The 14,442-nt window shown below is 67.6% G+C and carries 27 protein-coding genes; 5 read left to right on the plus strand and 22 right to left on the minus strand.

The features are described 5' to 3' along the window. Positions 1-11 precede the first annotated feature (11 nt). The 7 genes from AC3ENX_RS13940 to AC3ENX_RS13970 all read right to left on the minus strand — a co-directional run bounded on the left by AC3ENX_RS13940 (position 12) and on the right by AC3ENX_RS13970 (position 3,118). On the minus strand, positions 12-473 hold the full coding sequence (locus tag AC3ENX_RS13940; RefSeq protein WP_005051910.1) for a hypothetical protein: 462 nt from the start codon (positions 471-473) through the stop codon (positions 12-14). A 54-nt stretch (positions 474-527) separates the two neighbouring features. Then, entirely contained in the window at positions 528-704 is a 177-nt protein-coding gene (locus AC3ENX_RS13945; protein WP_193599314.1) for a hypothetical protein, read from the minus strand. Between the two features lie 53 nt (positions 705-757). Beyond that, positions 758-1,207: a hypothetical protein gene (locus AC3ENX_RS13950; protein WP_193599315.1), complete on the minus strand. Its 450-nt coding sequence runs from the start codon at positions 1,205-1,207 to the stop codon at positions 758-760. An 11-nt stretch (positions 1,208-1,218) separates the two neighbouring features. Further along, positions 1,219-1,989, minus strand: coding sequence for a hypothetical protein (locus AC3ENX_RS13955; protein ID WP_193599316.1), 771 nt, complete (start codon positions 1,987-1,989; stop codon positions 1,219-1,221). 340 nt (positions 1,990-2,329) lie between these two features. Further along, positions 2,330-2,461, minus strand: a complete 132-nt coding sequence (locus AC3ENX_RS13960; RefSeq protein ID WP_005050812.1) for a hypothetical protein — start codon at positions 2,459-2,461, stop codon at positions 2,330-2,332. Positions 2,462-2,588: 127 nt separating this feature from the next. Continuing rightward, positions 2,589-2,834, minus strand: a complete 246-nt coding sequence (locus tag AC3ENX_RS13965; RefSeq protein ID WP_434812368.1) for a hypothetical protein — start codon at positions 2,832-2,834, stop codon at positions 2,589-2,591. Beyond that, a complete protein-coding gene (locus AC3ENX_RS13970; RefSeq protein WP_005050816.1) occupies positions 2,831-3,118 on the minus strand; it encodes a hypothetical protein in 288 nt (95 codons plus the stop codon). Before AC3ENX_RS13970 ends, AC3ENX_RS13965 begins: the two co-directional genes overlap by 4 nt. A gap of 159 nt (positions 3,119-3,277) precedes the next feature. On the opposite strand from AC3ENX_RS13970, the gene AC3ENX_RS13975 reads away from it, so the two are divergent. Together AC3ENX_RS13975 and AC3ENX_RS13980 are read left to right on the plus strand one after the other, a co-directional pair. Then, a complete protein-coding gene (locus AC3ENX_RS13975) occupies positions 3,278-3,538 on the plus strand; it encodes a hypothetical protein (RefSeq protein ID WP_005050818.1) in 261 nt (86 codons plus the stop codon). Next, a complete protein-coding gene (locus AC3ENX_RS13980) occupies positions 3,538-4,719 on the plus strand; it encodes a splicing factor U2AF large subunit (protein ID WP_434812369.1) in 1,182 nt (393 codons plus the stop codon). The genes AC3ENX_RS13975 and AC3ENX_RS13980 overlap by 1 nt, the downstream gene beginning before the upstream one ends. Positions 4,720-4,774: 55 nt before the next feature. On the opposite strand, the gene AC3ENX_RS13985 is transcribed toward AC3ENX_RS13980, so the two are convergent. Together AC3ENX_RS13985 and AC3ENX_RS13990 are read right to left on the minus strand one after the other, a co-directional pair. After that, entirely contained in the window at positions 4,775-5,359 is a 585-nt protein-coding gene (locus AC3ENX_RS13985) for a DUF6927 domain-containing protein (RefSeq protein WP_005050822.1), read from the minus strand. A gap of 139 nt (positions 5,360-5,498) precedes the next feature. Beyond that, positions 5,499-6,143, minus strand: a complete 645-nt coding sequence (locus AC3ENX_RS13990; RefSeq protein WP_005050824.1) for a hypothetical protein — start codon at positions 6,141-6,143, stop codon at positions 5,499-5,501. A gap of 101 nt (positions 6,144-6,244) precedes the next feature. On the opposite strand from AC3ENX_RS13990, the gene AC3ENX_RS13995 reads away from it, so the two are divergent. After that, positions 6,245-6,751 carry a hypothetical protein gene (locus tag AC3ENX_RS13995; protein WP_005050828.1) on the plus strand — a complete coding sequence of 169 codons (507 nt, stop codon included), beginning with the start codon at positions 6,245-6,247 and terminating at the stop codon, positions 6,749-6,751. 73 nt (positions 6,752-6,824) lie between these two features. Beyond that, entirely contained in the window at positions 6,825-7,409 is a 585-nt protein-coding gene (locus AC3ENX_RS14000) for a hypothetical protein (protein ID WP_434812370.1), read from the plus strand. Positions 7,410-7,445: 36 nt separating this feature from the next. Here the strand turns inward: AC3ENX_RS14000 and AC3ENX_RS14005 are convergent, their stop codons facing one another. The 5 genes from AC3ENX_RS14005 to AC3ENX_RS14025 form a co-directional block, all read right to left on the minus strand. Continuing rightward, the gene (locus AC3ENX_RS14005; RefSeq protein ID WP_434812371.1) at positions 7,446-7,811 is read right to left on the minus strand and encodes a hypothetical protein; all 366 of its coding nucleotides are present in this window, start codon (positions 7,809-7,811) and stop codon (positions 7,446-7,448) included. Positions 7,812-7,931: 120 nt separating this feature from the next. Continuing rightward, on the minus strand, positions 7,932-8,447 hold the full coding sequence (locus tag AC3ENX_RS14010; protein WP_434812372.1) for a hypothetical protein: 516 nt from the start codon (positions 8,445-8,447) through the stop codon (positions 7,932-7,934). 122 nt (positions 8,448-8,569) lie between these two features. Beyond that, a complete protein-coding gene (locus AC3ENX_RS14015; RefSeq protein ID WP_434812373.1) occupies positions 8,570-8,989 on the minus strand; it encodes a hypothetical protein in 420 nt (139 codons plus the stop codon). 57 nt (positions 8,990-9,046) lie between these two features. Beyond that, a complete protein-coding gene (locus tag AC3ENX_RS14020) occupies positions 9,047-9,421 on the minus strand; it encodes a hypothetical protein (RefSeq protein ID WP_434812374.1) in 375 nt (124 codons plus the stop codon). Positions 9,422-9,543: 122 nt separating this feature from the next. Continuing rightward, positions 9,544-9,975, minus strand: a complete 432-nt coding sequence (locus tag AC3ENX_RS14025) for a DUF6573 family protein (protein WP_005050841.1) — start codon at positions 9,973-9,975, stop codon at positions 9,544-9,546. A 110-nt stretch (positions 9,976-10,085) separates the two neighbouring features. On the opposite strand from AC3ENX_RS14025, the gene AC3ENX_RS14030 reads away from it, so the two are divergent. After that, positions 10,086-10,598, plus strand: coding sequence for a DUF1643 domain-containing protein (locus AC3ENX_RS14030; RefSeq protein ID WP_434812375.1), 513 nt, complete (start codon positions 10,086-10,088; stop codon positions 10,596-10,598). 45 nt (positions 10,599-10,643) lie between these two features. On the opposite strand, the gene AC3ENX_RS14035 is transcribed toward AC3ENX_RS14030, so the two are convergent. The 8 genes from AC3ENX_RS14035 to AC3ENX_RS14070 all read right to left on the minus strand — a co-directional run bounded on the left by AC3ENX_RS14035 (position 10,644) and on the right by AC3ENX_RS14070 (position 14,005). Continuing rightward, entirely contained in the window at positions 10,644-10,988 is a 345-nt protein-coding gene (locus AC3ENX_RS14035; protein WP_434812376.1) for a hypothetical protein, read from the minus strand. Beyond that, positions 10,985-11,269: a hypothetical protein gene (locus AC3ENX_RS14040; protein WP_434812377.1), complete on the minus strand. Its 285-nt coding sequence runs from the start codon at positions 11,267-11,269 to the stop codon at positions 10,985-10,987. The genes AC3ENX_RS14035 and AC3ENX_RS14040 overlap by 4 nt, the downstream gene beginning before the upstream one ends. Before the next feature lie 126 nt (positions 11,270-11,395). Continuing rightward, positions 11,396-11,974, minus strand: coding sequence for a hypothetical protein (locus AC3ENX_RS14045; RefSeq protein ID WP_434812378.1), 579 nt, complete (start codon positions 11,972-11,974; stop codon positions 11,396-11,398). Continuing rightward, positions 11,971-12,414 (minus strand): hypothetical protein, encoded by a 444-nt coding sequence (locus tag AC3ENX_RS14050; RefSeq protein WP_434812379.1) that lies wholly within the window; start codon positions 12,412-12,414, stop codon positions 11,971-11,973. Before AC3ENX_RS14050 ends, AC3ENX_RS14045 begins: the two co-directional genes overlap by 4 nt. Before the next feature lie 133 nt (positions 12,415-12,547). Continuing rightward, positions 12,548-12,730, minus strand: coding sequence for a hypothetical protein (locus AC3ENX_RS14055; protein ID WP_299091658.1), 183 nt, complete (start codon positions 12,728-12,730; stop codon positions 12,548-12,550). Positions 12,731-12,853: 123 nt separating this feature from the next. Next, entirely contained in the window at positions 12,854-13,066 is a 213-nt protein-coding gene (locus AC3ENX_RS14060) for a hypothetical protein (RefSeq protein WP_434812380.1), read from the minus strand. A gap of 164 nt (positions 13,067-13,230) precedes the next feature. Continuing rightward, on the minus strand, positions 13,231-13,491 hold the full coding sequence (locus tag AC3ENX_RS14065; RefSeq protein WP_434812381.1) for a hypothetical protein: 261 nt from the start codon (positions 13,489-13,491) through the stop codon (positions 13,231-13,233). Between the two features lie 115 nt (positions 13,492-13,606). After that, positions 13,607-14,005: a hypothetical protein gene (locus AC3ENX_RS14070; protein WP_434812382.1), complete on the minus strand. Its 399-nt coding sequence runs from the start codon at positions 14,003-14,005 to the stop codon at positions 13,607-13,609. Between the last annotated feature and the right edge of the window lie 437 nt (positions 14,006-14,442).

Consider the following 14,442-nt stretch of genomic DNA (forward strand, 5'->3'; position numbering starts at 1 on the left):
GACGGTCGACCTCAGTAGCGGAGGAGCTTCGCGGTGACCAGGGTCAACAGTGCTGCCCGCTGCGGGGCGTTGAGCCGTGAGAAGTGCGCACCAACGGTGTCTAGCGCCGTGGTGAACTCCTCGGGCAGACCGTCGAGATCCCGCTTGATGCGCCGCTCATTCGCATCCCGCTGCGCCTCCGCTTGATCGGCCACGCGCCACTCGTCGGTGGCGGCTGTGTCGGCGTATCTGCCGGTGATCCGTGGCGTGTACTGTCCGCCCGTGTAGAGCACGGTCGGCTCGCCGGCGGGGCGGGTGATCGTGATGATCGCGCCCACCGGAGCCGACGTGTACGGCTTGTACGAGCCGAGCTCCTTGCTGGTGAGCTCACCGTCGTCGAGCGTCCGATACCAGTGCGCGAGCTTTCCATTACTCGCGGCCTTGCGGCCGACGTAGACGACTTCCTCGGTGACGGTCGCTGCCTCTTCGCTCATTGGGGAGCACTCCTCGGATCAGTAAGAAAGTAGTGAATGTGACATTCACTGATACTAGAGAGGTTGCAGGGTCTTCGCAACCGTCGTCGTCGTCACGTCGACGGGCCGCTCTCGACGCTCGTTGACGGGAATCATCCGCACGGGCTCGTCGCGGGGAGCTTCGATCTCGAAGCCGCACGCGCCGCAGCTGTGCAGCCCGATCCCGTCGACGTCGTCGGAGGGGATGTACATGGTGGTCGGCTCTTCGCACATAAGGCAGCGCATGGTGATCTCCGTTCGCGTGGTCAGGCGCTTGTTGCCGGGGTGATCGGTTGGACGGTGGCGGAGTAGCCGCGGTGGGAACCCCAGGCGGCGGCGATGCGGTCGGCGACGTCGCGGTCCTCTCCGAGGTACGGGCGGTATCGCTTGCCGCGGGGGTCTGTGATGACGACCTGGACGACGCCGGATGGCTCGCGCACGGTGACTCTGGCTGCGGGGATCGGATACGCCTGGACGTGGCCGGCGATGATGAAGATCGGGTACAGGTCGCGTGCGAGCTCGGGGGTGCGGAACACGTCGTGAACCCATGCCGTGATGGCGAGCGCGCCGGCGGGGCTGAATCCGATGAGTCGTGCGGGGAGCTGCTCGAGCCCGGCGCGCACGAAGTAGTGCTCGTCGACGAGGATCGGCGTCGGTGGGAGCAGAGACTTCTCGTCGTGGGCGGGGTAGATGGTCAGGCTGGTGCGGCTGTTCATGAGGCGCTCGTTCATGCGGTGCGGCGGATGCCGGCGGCGATGATGTGTGCCTTGGTGGGCCGGGAGTAGAAGCCGAAGCTGTCGTCGTCGTCGGAAGCGGAGACGGTGGCGGTGAACGCGACGACGTCGCCGCGGGCGGCGGTGGAGATCTCGGAGGGCTTGGTGCCCCATACGCGCCAGCCCTCGCCCTGGACGAGGATCTTGACGGTGATTCCCCACTGAGTGTCGGTGGTCTTGGTCGCGAGGATCTCGCCCTGGATGAGGGTGCGCCCGGTGGGGACCGGGCGGCGCGCGGCCAGCTCGAGCTCGTACTGCTCGAGCAGCTCGTGGGCGGTGCGGACCTCGTCGTCGTCGAGGGTGCCGGTGTAGTCCTCGAGGGAGTCGAGGATGTAGCCGATCTTCTCGCGCAGCGGGTTTCCGTCTCGCATGCTCAGGTGTGCCTCGGTGAGCTGGTCGCGGAGGCCGGGGTGCTCGGCCTCGAAGGCGGCGCGGCGGGCGGTGATCGCCCGTGTTGTGTCGACGTGCTCGGCGTGTGCCTTCGCGTGGGCTCGTGCGGTGGCGCGGGCGCTGCTGACGAGGCGGCTGCGGGTGCCGGTGCCGCGGCAGTCGAAGCAGATCGGGCGCCCCTGGCCATCGGTGAAATGTGTCGGCGCGGTGTACAGGCCGGTGCCGATGCACTTGCCGCAGGTGTCGGTGATCCGCTCGGAGCCCTTGCGGCCGGGGAAGGGGTCGACGTAGAAGTCGTGCCAATCGGCCGGTGCGGTGGTGTCGATGCTGTCCATGGGATCCTCCGGTTCGTCTGTGGGTATAGGCCGCGGATCGTTCTCTTCGCGGACATGAAGGGGAAGGGGCGGGGGCGGCTGTGTCACGGAGCCGCCCCCGCGGCGGCGACCTGGTTGGGAGGACGGCGGGTCGCCGGGAGGGACATGGCGGCGAGCGCGGCGAGCGCTCGTCAGGCTGCGGTGTGGCGCCTGTCCCTGGGAGGGGAACGGCGTTGCGCGGTTCCCCTGGTTGTGGGTCTGTGGGTTCTCCCTCTACTCAGTTAGTAGTGAATGTGACATTTACTAGGGTAGGTGTTTCCTGCCCGGAGGTCAAGTGGCGATCTGGCCTGCATCTGCTGGATCAGCTCGCGGGTGCGCGGTCCTCGTCGGCGGGGCCGAGCCCTTCCCAAAGGTCGGGGCGGTTCTCGTGGATCCAGGCGCAGATGGTGGCCCAGTCCGCGACGCCGGACGGGTGCTGGTTGATGGTTGCCATGGTGTCCTCCCGGATCGTCGGCTAGTGAATGTGACATTCACAGCTTAGGGAGGGGGTCGGACATCGCTGGGGGACATCGCGAGTGCGTCACTGAGGGCGGCGGAGTTGCCGCCGCCCTCAGCTCGGTCTATTGCATCTGTCTGGCGATGCCGGCTGCGGCGCTGACGACTCGACGGGGGATGCCGAAGATTTCGGGAGGGCCGGACGCGACGCCGTTGCTCCACACCTTTCCGACGCGCCATCCGATGGGGAACCGGATGGTGGTCGTGGTGTAGGTGGCCCCGGATTCGAGGGGGCCGGCGATCACACCGAGGGGGCTGACCTCGACGTACCACCGGCCAACGGTCTTGGAGCCGCCTTCGTGGCCGGTCATGCGCCGGCGTTCTCGAGCGGCTGCGCGACGTGTGCCGGCAGGGCGCGTAGCGCGGCGCGGGTCACCCACTCGTCGGCGGTCTCGTCGAACTGGCCGAGCTCGATGATCGGCCCCTGGTCGTCGTGGTGGATGAACAGCGATCCGTACTCGCGGCCGTCGACGTACAGGTAGATGTTCCCGGCGTAGGCGCCGATCTCGCCGTTGTCGAAGAGTCCGTCGCGGGCGTCGGGTTCGCCCAGGTCGATCTCTTCCTGGCGGTGCCCGAAGTTGAGGGTGAGTTTCATGGTGTCCTCCGTAGTAGGTGGTGAATGTGACATTCATAGGCTACGGTGGGGGTCCGACATTGCGCCGGCGAGCGAGCGATGCACTCTGTGTCCGCGAAGCAGCCGGGATGCGGCCTATACCCCTCAGACGGGCACAAGCCCGCGACGAGAGGAGGAGCGATGCCGAGTCGCGAAGAGGTAGACGACGTCCTGCAGCGCGTGGGGCTGGCGGCGATCTCGTACTACCCAGAGATTCACATCGACGAGCCGGACTACACCGTCGACACCGACGTTGATTGGTGCCTCGAGCCGGTGACCGACCTGACCGATGAGCAACGCGCCCCGCTGCGAGAGGCGGTCGGCCTGGCGATCACCAACCCGACAGCTCACCGGTACGCCCTGTTCCAGACGTTGCTCGAGCTGGCGCCCGCGGAGTCGTAATGTCCGCCGGCGTCGACGACTCGTCGGCGCGACCGGTTGGCGGACCAACCGACCCTCATGCGGCATGGCTGCGAGCGGGTCGGGCACGCCAGCAGGCGAAGCGCGCCGAGCAGGAGCAGTCGGCTGCGGCGAGCGCTGCGGCCGATCCGAAGCGGGACTACGCGAAGCGGTATCGCGAGGAGCATCGCGAGGAGATCCGCGCGTACCGGGCGAAGTATCACGCGGAGAACCGTGACGAAGTGAACCGGAAGAACCGGGAGTACATGCGGGAGCGGTCGCGGAAGATGCGAGCGCAGAAGGAGCGGCGCGAGAAGGACCGCGAGCGGGTGCGGCGGTGGACCGAGGCTAACCGTGAGCGCAAGCGCGAGACGATCAGGCGGTGGCATGCGGAGCACCCAGAGAAGACGGCGGAGTACTCGCGGCGCTACTACGAGCGCAACCGTGACGCGGTGCTGGCCAGGGCGAGACAGCGTCGAGATCAGAGCCCGGAGAAGGTGAAGGCGTCGGCGCGGGACTGGCAGCAGCGCAACCGGGAACACCTGACCGAGTGGCAGCGGCAGTATCGGGCTGAGAACCCGGATGTGTATGAGCGGGCGCTGCAGTCCAACCGTGAGTCGAAGCGGTTGGCTCGCCGCCTCAAGTCGTTGGGGTTGCCGGCAAAGCGCGTGCGTCGGTCCCCGGCAGCAGAGCGGCGAGCGCATGAGGCGGAGTCGCGGGAGTTCTTCGAGCGGGAACGGGCGGTGAGCGCGCGGAAGCGGGTCATGGCGGAGTACACACCGCTGGATCAGGCGGCGCTCGAGGCGTGGCGGGCGAGGTCGCCATTGGCGCGTCGACGGGATGCGCAGCTGTCGCGGTTCCGGCGGCAGCTGCGCACGGGCGCGGGCAGGATATCGGAGATCCGTGAAGAGGTTCGGATGGATGCCGTTGCACGGCGACTGCGGGGAGACAGCCTCGACGCGCCCGCGGAGCTGCGTCAGCGGGTCTTCGACGCCGCGGGAGGCCAGGAGTACCTCGCGGCGGGTGGCGATCGCCATACGGCGGCGCTGATGCTCGAGGAGTCCCTAGATGGGCTGGTCAAGCCTGTCGCGCTCCCGGATGGGCGGGGGATGGTGTGGGTGCCGGAGCACACGCGCGCAGGACGGGAGATCGCCGGTCACTGGCGCCGGCGCCCCGGCGCGTGAGCAGCTGCGCGGTGAGGACTGCGGGGCGTCCCTGTGTGGGGCGCCCCGCACTCGCTCAGCTGGCTGCGGCGAGCGCGTAGCTGCGTGCCCGCCAGCGGGGGATGCGCACGCGCACGCCGTGGTGGTCGATCACGCGGAGCACGTCGCGCCCTTCGACCTCGAAGACGGTCTCCGTGGTGGTCTGCAGCCCTCCTCCGAAGGTGAACGGCTCTGCGAAGCGGATGTGGTCGCCGCGGCGGACGCGGGGCTTGGCTTCCTCGAGCTCGAGGTTCGCCCAGCAGGCGGCGCGCCACTGGTTGGCGTACTCGTGGTCGGTCGGGGTGAGGGCCTCGAGCACCCGGCGGGGTGCGTGGACTGCGCCGGGGCCGACCGTCTCGTCCATGTCCTTGTACGTGAAGTTGTAGTAGCTGGACGGGGCGACGGAGTAGAGCACGACGAACGCGAAGACCTCCCCGGCGTGGGGGTGGCCGTCGTTGTAGCGCACCGCGGCGTAGAACTCGTAGGGCCAGTCGTAGCTCCCGCCGATGTAGTCGGGGTCGCGGCGGGTGCCGCTGGCGATGATCGTGGCGTTGGTGAAGTAGTCCGCGAAGTAGTCGCTGACGCTGACGCCGGCCGTCTTGTGAGTGGATGTGGCACCCATGGTGTCCTCCTCGGTTGCTAGTGAATGTGACATTCACAGGCTAAGGGAGGCCTCCGACATCGCCGACGTGACAGCAACAACGACGGCGGCGGGATGGCGAGCGCGAGCGCGGGGCCGAGCTCGGGGGAGAGCGAAGGGGCTACCAGGCCTCGGGGTCAAGAAGTTCGTCAGCGACATCGACGAAGTAGTCGTCGTCTTCACTCCATGCGTAGAGGCCCTCGAAGACCACGCCGATTGCAAACGTCATCACGACGAGTCCGCCCCAACGGCCGATGAACTCCGAGTAGGAGTCGAAAGCTCTGTGCTCTCTGGCTCGCTCGAAGATCTCGTACATGATCTTGCTTGACTCCTCGTCCCAGCGTTCGGTGAAGGATGGGCGCGCGATTGCCCCGGTGAGAACCTCGTCCTCGAACCAGGAATCCAGGAGGCTGAGCGTCGTCCCGATGATCTGCGCGGGGGTTGGTTCTTCGTCGGGGGTCATCCCGGTGAGGAAGTCGGAGAAGTCTTCGTAGTCGGCCTCCCACAAGTACTCTGCAGCGAGCCGTATCGCGCGGAACGCCTCTTTTCGAGCCTCACCTGTAGGCACCGCCATGATGAAGTTGTGACGTTGGATCGCCACCTGTAGGCCATCGTTGATCTCGTCGATTGTGTAGGCCTTGCCGCTGTCGAGGTCGATGTCACTTTCGAGAAGCAGCGGCTTGAGCTGCTTGAAGAGTTCAGCTGCCAGCCCTGTCTCTACACGCCGCCCGAAACTGTCGCGGCCGCTGCTGTCTACGTTGGGCATGAACGAGTCTCCTCATCAGGCGTCTGTAGCTCAGACCATAGCCGAGGGGTCTGTTGCCCGGAGCCGGGACATCGCCTGTGGTGCCGTGAGACGATGCGTCGATGAAGACGACCCATCGCGACGGCGAGGCGGGTGGGCTGCGGATGCCGGCCGTGTGGGATCGGGCCTCGCTCGAGGCGGTCGGGTTCGTGGGGTTCGTTCGATTCGCGGATCTTGCGGCCGCGAGGGTGCCGACTGAGGCGGGGATCTACGTGGTGCTGCGTCCGGCGGCGACGTCGCCGGAGCTGCTCGAGCTGACGCGAGCGCGGGCGGGATCCGCCTACCCTTTGGATGACCTCGCGGCTCGGTGGGTGTCGGGGACGCCGGTGCTGTACATCGGCAAGGCAGAGGCGAAAGTGGGCGGGCTGCGCAAGCGGCTGGGGCAGTTCGCGCGGAAGGGTGCCAGCCACCAGGGCGGGCGTTCGATCTGGCAGCTGGCCGATCAAGACGAGCTGCTCGTTGCGTGGGTGACGACGCCGGAGGAGTCCGCGGAGGACGTGGAGGTTCGCTACCGCGCCGCGTTCGCTGACGTGTTCGGTCGCTGGCCGTTCGCGAACCGGAAGCGATGAGGGCAGGCGGTTGATGAGAGGGGTTTCGCCGGGGATCTAGGTTGCTACCGCGGGCCTGTGTACGCTCTCGGCCATGAGGGCAGACAGGTTTGAGGACGTGGAACTTGGCGCGTTTGAGCGCTTCTATGACGAGCGACCCTTCGAGGGGCGCAGCTATCCCGGCCCATACTTCGAGACCGAGATCGCGTCGGGCATGAAGCGCGGGTTAGCGGTGTCCGTGGAGGGGCCTACGGTCGATGACGCGCGGGCGCTCATGGATCAGGTGAGGGCCATTATCGCCCGCCCGCTGCCCACCCACGAGATGTACTCTGCGCTGCTCGAGACATTCCCCAAGGCGTTCCCCTGGAATACCCCAAGACAGATGAGCTATGCCGTCACGCCGAGTGCCATTTGCGTCGGAAGGGAGGGAGACTACTCGGTCCACTTCGACGTCGACTCGGAAGACGACACTCAAGTCGACTATTGGCCTGTCGTGTGGCTTGACCGTGAAGGCAACATCCTGAGCGCTCACGCCGATGGCGGACGTGGCGAATATCCCGGAGGTCGGGACTACACCCTCCCGGAGGCGACCGAGGCGTTGGTTCGCTCATGGCCGTCGAAGAACATTTGGGCAGAGGACGTCGCGACCCGTCTGGACAAACTGGATGGGCTGGGCTGAGCCCCACGTTCGTCGACGGGGCCCAGCGTTGGGGTGTCAGCCTCGTGCGGCTGCCAGCTCGGCGTCGATCCGGCGCCGCTCGCCGCCGGGGTGGGTGCTGCCCAGCAGCACGACGCGGCGGTCCCATGCGACCTCACCCGTGAGCGAGTCGACCCAGTCGGTGACGTCGGCGCGCTGCGCCTCGGTCAGCTGGTCGACGGCGAGGCCGGGCAGGATCGCGTCGGGCAGGGTGAGGGTCTTGCGCAGGTACTCGAAGTCGACCTCGTTGCGCCAGGCGCGCTCCGACTCGATGAACCGGTCGATCTGCGCGGTGTCGGGGTGCCACTGGCACCCGCCGATGCAGGCCTCCTCGGGGTCGACGGACTGAAACCAGACAGCGTGTACGGTGCGGTTGGTGGTCATGGCATCCTCCCGGATTGCTAGTGAATGCGACATTCATAGGCTACGGGTGGCCTCCGACATTGGCTGCGGCGAGCGCCGCGAGGGGCGGGGCGGGCGGTGTGCCCACCCCGCCTGGTTGGGCTACTCGCGCTCCCAGTCGGTGACTTCCGCGTCGATCGAGTCGGCGACGTAGTTGTCGGATCGGAGCGACTCGATCACGTCTTCGACGGTGTACGCCTCGGTCGCGAGGTCTTCCGCTTCGTCCGACGTGCGGGCGGTGACCGAGACGGTGACGCGCTGGGTCAGCGTGACGGAGAGGGTCACGCGGAAGTCGCGCTCGCGCGGGGTGCCGCCGATCGCTTCCACGAGCCGGTCGTACTCGGAGCAGAAGCCCTCATCGTTGGCGATCTGCTCGCCCTTCTCCCAGATCGCCGCGAGCCGGTCGTCGGCGGCGTCGGTGATCGGCAGTCGCAGCCGGTCGATCTCGCGCTGCTGCCGTTCGACGGTCAGCGCGAGATCCGCGGCCTGCGCTTGGGCGGCGACGAGGTCGGCCTGCGTGCGGGCCATCTCTCCGACGTAGGCGCCGCGCCGCTCGGTGACCGGGGCGGGCATGTCGAGCTGGCCCTGAGCGAACTCGATGTTGGTGGTGGTTGCCATGGTGTCCTCCTTGGAACGTAGGCGGTGAATGTGACATTCACAGGCTACGGGAGGCCTCCGACATTGCTGCGGCGAGCGCGGCAGTGCCCCGCCGTGAGGGGCGGCGGGGCACTGGGGGAGGTTCAGCTGGCGGGTGGTGTGAGTGCCGCGAGGAGTGCTCTGAGGGCGTCCACAGCCCCGTCACGGGCATCGAAGACGGCATCCATGGTGTCGGCCTCGGTGGAGCGCTCGGCCTCCTCGATCGCCTCTTGCGCGGCGCCGGTCAGCTCGCGCAGTCGGTCGGTGTCTGCGGCGAGCGCGAGGGGTGCCCCGTGCTCGGTGATGTGCAGCGTCCAGCCGTCGCCGGTCGGGGTTGCCCACACGGTGGCGATCGCCTGTCCTTCGGGGTTGTCGAAGTCGACTTTGCCGAAGTCGTCGCCGTGGTGGGCGAGGATGCGGGCTCGGTCGTCGACGGGCATCGAGTACAGGTGGGAGTTGCTCGGCGTCCAGGTAGCCGGCTCGGCGCGCTGGCCGGTGTCGTAGGGGGTGAGTGCGGTGGTCATGGCTGGGCCTTTCGTCAGAGCGCCGGGGGCGGGCGCGGTGCCCGCCCCCGGTGTGTGTCAGTGGGTGAGCAGCCCGGCGATGATCTTGTCGACGGACTCGGCGGAGACCGTCACGGCGCAGGGGATGCAGACCTCTGTGCGGGTGTGGCGGATGTCCTCGTGGTCCAGGATCGTGACGACGTAGTTGTGGGCGTCCTGGACGCCGCACTCGGCGCAGGAGTACCCGACCGGCGGGGCGTCGGTCTCAGTGTCGTCGTCGATGCCCTGGCGGGCCAGTTCGACGGCCTGGCCGACCCAGTAGGCGACGGCCTGGTCGTCGACGACGAACGCGCCGTCGTCGATTGCCTCGATGAGCGAGCCGCCGTGGTTGCTGGTCATCCGCTCGAGGATCGTCCGCGAGATCTCGTCGACGGTGAGTGGTGTGGGTGCCATGGTGTCCTCCTTGGAACGTAGGCGGTGAATGTGACATTCACAGGCTACGGGAGGCCTCCGACATTGCTGCGGCGAGCGCGGCAGCGCCCCGCCGGTAGATCCCGGCGGGGCGCTGGTGGGGGTCAGTCTTCGCCGGGGAGGGCGATGATGATGCAGGCCTGGCCGGTGAGGTTGTACCCCTCGATGCTCACGCGGAGTCGCTGGCGGCTGGCGGTGGTGGCGGTGCTCGGGTTGCCGGAGCGGGTGGCGTTCGGCACGCGCAGCACGTAGGTCTCGCGCGGGACGAGATCGCCGGCGACCTGGCGGGCGGTGGGGCGGATGACGTTGAGCACGTCCCAGAATCGGGCGTCCTCGCTCTGCCAGTCGCCCTCGCGGGTCCACTGCACCGCGGCCTCGTAGGCGGCGCGGGTGAGCAGTACCGTGAGCCGGTATCCGGCCTCGAGGGCGGTGGCGGGGTTGAAGTGCAGCAGCAGCCCGTCTGCGACGGCCTCCTCTGCGGTGTAGACGGCGATGATTTCTGCGCCCTTGAACGGGTTCTCGCTCTGCTCGGTCATGGTGTCCTCCCGGATCGCTTGCTAGTGAATGTGACGCTTACACTCTAAGTGAGGGGTCAGACATTGGGGCCGGCGGGTGAGCGCAGGACGATGGGGAGACGGCGGCGTGCATGACTGAGACGTGGATCTACGAGCGCACGGCGGACAACTCTGCGCGCTTCGTGCTGGGGACGGTGGGCGTAAACCCTCTCGTGTGCGTCGGTGTGAACCCCAGCACCGCGGCGCCGGGAGACCCGGATCGCACCGTCAGCAAGGTCATGGGGTTCGCGGCCCGAAACGGGTTCGACAGCTGGGTGATGCTGAACCTCTACCCGCAGAGAGCCACCGACCCCAAGGGCATGCACCTGGTGCACGACCCCCAGCTGCAAGCCGATAACGAGCGACACATCGCCGATCTCATCGGCGGACGCCAGCTCACGATCGTCGCCGCGTGGGGCGAGCTGATCCGATCCCGCCCTTACCTCCCGCAGATGCTTGAGGGCATCGCCTCGGTGACGGATGCCTCCGGCTGTGACTGGGTGTCGATCGGCGATCTGCTCAAGAGCGGGCACCCCCGGCATCCGTCACGCGCCCGCTACGCCTGGCCGTTGCAGAGCTTCGACGTGGCGAGCTATCTGGCCTAGACGTGACGGTGCCCCGCCGATTGATCCCGGCGGGGCACCGTGCGGCTATTCCTCGTCCTCCGACCATTCCAGGCGGGGGTCGAAGTGGAACCGCTCGCGGGCCTCGTTGTGGGCGAGGTCGTCGCTGCGGGCCACGTACTCGTCCTCGCTGAGCCGGGAGCCGTGGCCGTTCGCCCAGGGGAGCGGGTCGCGGTCACCGTCGCTCTCGGCCAGCCAGGTCTCGCGGATGATGTGGTCGGCTGTGCCGGTGTGACCCAACTCGTCGAACAGGTCGGCGAGGATGCGAGCCTCGGTCATGTTGATCGCCGCGAAGACATCATCGTGCCACCCGCCGATCATGTCGGCCGCGGCCGCGACGACGGCGAGGTCGGGGATCGTGCCGCTGCTCATCGCTGCACCTTCCCCAGTCCCCAGTCGGCTCGTTCCTGGTCGACCATCCACACGGCCCGGTCGAGCGCGGTGTGGATGTCGACGCTACGGGCGTCGGCCAGGTGCACGAGATCGGTGAGCACGTCGCGGATCGCCTGATCCGGCTCGCTCGGCTCGTCGTCGTACCAGGCCGCGATGAGCGTGTGCATGCGGAACTGCGCTCGCCGCAGAGTGTCGGTCTCGGTGCGGTTGTCCAGCTCGCGGCTCATCTCGAGCTCGAGCTGCGTGGTGGGGTTTGCCATGGTGTCCTCCCGGATCGTTGGCTAGTGAATGTGACATTTACAGCCTAGGGGGAGGGTCAGACATTGGCTGCGGCGAGCGCGACGGTGCCCCGCCGGGATGATCTCGGCGGGGCACCATTCGGGGGTTCAGCTGCGGATGCCGCGCGCCCAGTACAGCGCCCGCGGTAGGTCGAAGCGTGCCGCGATGCCGTCGTGGGCGATGTGCAGCGCGCTCGCCGCGTACCGGCGCGTCGGCAGGGGAGCGACGGTCTGCGGGTGCAGGTCGCGAGGGGGAGCCTGATGCGGGGTGCTGCCGGTCAGGATGCGGCGTGCCGTGCCCTGGTAGGCGCGGTCGGCGTGGCGGGTGATGATCTGGAAGGCCACGAAGCCCGGCCCTCCCCACGGGGCGGCGTACTGCGTGTCGAACAGTCGCCACGTCTCGGTGATCGTCCGCGCTGCCGGGTCGAAGCTGCGCGTGTGGATGACCGCTTCCGGGTCGTCCGGCCGCTCGCCCTCGATCGCTTCCAGCGCTGTGCGCAGCCGGTCGAGCGCCCGGCGAGCGCGGGCGATCTGATCGCGGGTGCTGATCGCGTCATGGTCGCCGCGGTCGATCGAGTGCACCCACTCGTCGCAGGCCCACGCGGTGAGGGGGAACGTCTCAAGGCAGGCCCAGTCGCGGAACGCCTCGATGATCGGGTTGCGCCGGGTCGCGCTCGCCGCGGTCACGGGGTCACCACCCGCAGGGAGCGCAGCCAGTCGGCCTCTTGGGCATCGAGTACGTGCCCGGCGGTGATCCAGTCGGCGGCATCGTCGGTGCCGTCGAGATCGCGGAGTGTGTACACCTGGCCGGGTGCGTCGTCCTGCTCGGGGTTGCCGTCGTAGATCGTGCCGTCGTTGAGGAACACGCGGACGTGGCTGGTGCCCTCGGTGGTGTCGATCTGCGCGACGGCTGCGCCGTCGATGAGGGACACGTAGCCGTGGACGTCGATGCCCGCGGCCTCTCCGGCGTGGTCGGCGACGGCTCGCTCTGCGGCACCTTCGGCGAGCGCGCGGATCGCGTCGGCGTCCACGTCGCCCTGGCCGAGTGCTTGGGTGAGTCCGTCGATGTCCTCGTAGTTGAGCGCGATCGTCTCGGCGACGATCTCGCTGATCGGTTTGGTTGCCATGGTGTCCTCCCGGATCGTTGGCTAGTGAATGTGACATTTACAGCCTAGGGGGAGGGTCAGACATTGCGGCGAGCGCGCGACAGCGCCCCGCCGGATCGTTCTCGACGGGGCGCTGTCGGTGGGTGTTGCGCGCCTACTGGGGGGAGAGTGCGCTGGTGACCTGAGTCTTGATCTCTTCTGCTGCGAGGATCATCGCGCCGTCCCTGTGCGATTCGCCGTAGGCCGCGATCACTCCCGCGATAGCGCCCCATGCGTCGGCGGGCAGGCTCACTGGGATCGCTTTCGACCCTGTGCTCGATCCGCTCTGGTTGGTCATGGATATCTCCCGAGTTGCTAGGTAGTGAATGTGATATTCACAGTTTAGAGAGGGTGTCAGACGTTGGGGTGAGCGCGCGACAGCGCCCCGCCGGATCGTTCTCGGCGGGGCGCTGTCGGTGGGTCAGTAGCCCTCGTCGGTGCGGGCGAGGGTGTCGACGATGCGCAGACCGTCGTGGGTGGGGATGGTGACGGTGGACAGGAGCGCGTAGCCCTGTGTGCCGTAGGCGTTCAGGTCTTCCTCGCGCTGCTGGCGAGCGCGGTTGCTGGCGATCTCTCCCGCTGCCTCGGTGTACTGGCGGGTGTCGATCGTGATGAATCGAGTGCGGTTTGCCATGGTGTCCTCCCGGATCGTTAGCTAGTGAATGTGACATTCACAGCCTACGAGTGGCCTCCGACATTGGAGTTGCCCACGGGTATAGGCCTCGGTTTCGGTGGTTCGCGGACATGGCAGGGCGGTGCCCCGCGACCGTCGCCGCGTGGCACCGCCCCAGGGGCCGGCTATCCGCCGGGGCACTCCGTGTCGATGTCGTCTTGGTCGAGCGGCAACAGGCCGCACGCCTGGCAGGTCGTCGTGCCGGTGAAGCGGCCGCTCTGCCACTGATGGGCGAGGGGCGCGGCGGGTTCGTCGTCGGTGTCCATGGTGGCGGTCGCCCCGCAGTCCAGGCATCGGGCGGCGGTGTCTCCGTTGAGGGTGACGACGACGCCGGGGGTGCCGGAGAGCCATTCGACGTTGGTGTGGGTGCACTCGCTGGTGGTCATGGTGTCCTCCGTGATCTGGTGAATGTGACATTCACAGGCTACGGATGGCCTCCGACATCGCTCGCGGCGAGCGCGACGGTGCCCCGCCGGTCGTCCGGCAGGGCACCGCTGGCGGTCAGGCCGCGTCGATCGGCGTCCAGTCCCGTTCGTGGGCGGGGATGTAGTCGATGAGCGCGGCGAGCCGGTCACGCGCGGCCTGTAGTACCTCGATCTCGTCGTCGTTGCTGTCGCCCTCGGCGGCGGCGAAGGTGGCTTCGATCAGACCGGCGATCTCCTTCTGCGCGGCCTCGTCGATGAGGGTGAGGCGGGCGATCTCCCCGTCCGGGTATCGGGCATCCAGCGCGGCGGCGTCCTGGTAGTCGAAGGCCCATTGCTCACCGAGGATCGCGAACGCCGCGGCGAGGTCGCGCTCGCGGTTGCCGGTGCTGACGGCGACGTAGCCGCGGTTCAGCTGCGTGCCGACGTGCGGGTGCAGGTTGGCGTGGTCGGGGCCGAAGGTGATGTAGGTGGTCATGGTGTCCTCCCGGACGGTTGCTAGTGAATGTGACATTCACAGCCTAGCGAGAGGGTGAGACATTGCCGACGATGGCGGCTGTAGGGATTTTTTTGAAATGTCTCTTTCGCAGATGAAATGTCCACGCGATGTCCAAATGGACATTTCGGGCGTCGACGGACGGCTTGGGCGGCCGTCCAAGCGGGTCTCGTCGCCAGCGCATCGTGATGCGTTTGACGCACCCAGCTGCGAATTCAAACCGGGCAGGTGCTACGGGTGTCGACGGCGCTCGAAAACTGGACAGTTGCGGCGCGGTGGTTTCCAGTGACCATCGCAACGAGGACCATCCGGAAGGGGTTCTCGTATGTCGTCTCGTCGTTTTCGGAAGGGGCCGGGTCGTAGGCCGAAGTCGTTGGCTCGGAAGCGGTTCATGGAGCTTCTCGCTGAGGGCTGGTCCA

Source organism: Microbacterium sp. bgisy189 (assembly GCF_057707225.1).

Bases quoted from the DNA above. Each gene is read 5' to 3' on its own strand.
- AC3ENX_RS13940 (WP_005051910.1), bottom strand. From the start codon at position 473: ATGAGCGAAGAGGCAGCGACCGTCACCGAGGAAGTCGTCTACGTCGGC.
- AC3ENX_RS13945 (WP_193599314.1), bottom strand. From the start codon at position 704: ATGTACATCCCCTCCGACGACGTCGACGGGATCGGGCTGCACAGCTGC.
- AC3ENX_RS13950 (WP_193599315.1), bottom strand. From the start codon at position 1,207: ATGAACAGCCGCACCAGCCTGACCATCTACCCCGCCCACGACGAGAAG.
- AC3ENX_RS13955 (WP_193599316.1), bottom strand. From the start codon at position 1,989: ATGGACAGCATCGACACCACCGCACCGGCCGATTGGCACGACTTCTAC.
- AC3ENX_RS13960 (WP_005050812.1), bottom strand. From the start codon at position 2,461: ATGGCAACCATCAACCAGCACCCGTCCGGCGTCGCGGACTGGGCCACC.
- AC3ENX_RS13965 (WP_434812368.1), bottom strand. From the start codon at position 2,834: ATGACCGGCCACGAAGGCGGCTCCAAGACCGTTGGCCGGTGGTACGTC.
- AC3ENX_RS13970 (WP_005050816.1), bottom strand. From the start codon at position 3,118: ATGAAACTCACCCTCAACTTCGGGCACCGCCAGGAAGAGATCGACCTG.
- AC3ENX_RS13975 (WP_005050818.1), top strand. From the start codon at position 3,278: ATGCCGAGTCGCGAAGAGGTAGACGACGTCCTGCAGCGCGTGGGGCTG.
- AC3ENX_RS13980 (WP_434812369.1), top strand. From the start codon at position 3,538: ATGTCCGCCGGCGTCGACGACTCGTCGGCGCGACCGGTTGGCGGACCA.
- AC3ENX_RS13985 (WP_005050822.1), bottom strand. From the start codon at position 5,359: ATGGGTGCCACATCCACTCACAAGACGGCCGGCGTCAGCGTCAGCGAC.
- AC3ENX_RS13990 (WP_005050824.1), bottom strand. From the start codon at position 6,143: ATGCCCAACGTAGACAGCAGCGGCCGCGACAGTTTCGGGCGGCGTGTA.
- AC3ENX_RS13995 (WP_005050828.1), top strand. From the start codon at position 6,245: ATGAAGACGACCCATCGCGACGGCGAGGCGGGTGGGCTGCGGATGCCG.
- AC3ENX_RS14000 (WP_434812370.1), top strand. From the start codon at position 6,825: ATGAGGGCAGACAGGTTTGAGGACGTGGAACTTGGCGCGTTTGAGCGC.
- AC3ENX_RS14005 (WP_434812371.1), bottom strand. From the start codon at position 7,811: ATGACCACCAACCGCACCGTACACGCTGTCTGGTTTCAGTCCGTCGAC.
- AC3ENX_RS14010 (WP_434812372.1), bottom strand. From the start codon at position 8,447: ATGGCAACCACCACCAACATCGAGTTCGCTCAGGGCCAGCTCGACATG.
- AC3ENX_RS14015 (WP_434812373.1), bottom strand. From the start codon at position 8,989: ATGACCACCGCACTCACCCCCTACGACACCGGCCAGCGCGCCGAGCCG.
- AC3ENX_RS14020 (WP_434812374.1), bottom strand. From the start codon at position 9,421: ATGGCACCCACACCACTCACCGTCGACGAGATCTCGCGGACGATCCTC.
- AC3ENX_RS14025 (WP_005050841.1), bottom strand. From the start codon at position 9,975: ATGACCGAGCAGAGCGAGAACCCGTTCAAGGGCGCAGAAATCATCGCC.
- AC3ENX_RS14030 (WP_434812375.1), top strand. From the start codon at position 10,086: ATGACTGAGACGTGGATCTACGAGCGCACGGCGGACAACTCTGCGCGC.
- AC3ENX_RS14035 (WP_434812376.1), bottom strand. From the start codon at position 10,988: ATGAGCAGCGGCACGATCCCCGACCTCGCCGTCGTCGCGGCCGCGGCC.
- AC3ENX_RS14040 (WP_434812377.1), bottom strand. From the start codon at position 11,269: ATGGCAAACCCCACCACGCAGCTCGAGCTCGAGATGAGCCGCGAGCTG.
- AC3ENX_RS14050 (WP_434812379.1), bottom strand. From the start codon at position 12,414: ATGGCAACCAAACCGATCAGCGAGATCGTCGCCGAGACGATCGCGCTC.
- AC3ENX_RS14055 (WP_299091658.1), bottom strand. From the start codon at position 12,730: ATGACCAACCAGAGCGGATCGAGCACAGGGTCGAAAGCGATCCCAGTG.
- AC3ENX_RS14060 (WP_434812380.1), bottom strand. From the start codon at position 13,066: ATGGCAAACCGCACTCGATTCATCACGATCGACACCCGCCAGTACACC.
- AC3ENX_RS14065 (WP_434812381.1), bottom strand. From the start codon at position 13,491: ATGACCACCAGCGAGTGCACCCACACCAACGTCGAATGGCTCTCCGGC.
- AC3ENX_RS14070 (WP_434812382.1), bottom strand. From the start codon at position 14,005: ATGACCACCTACATCACCTTCGGCCCCGACCACGCCAACCTGCACCCG.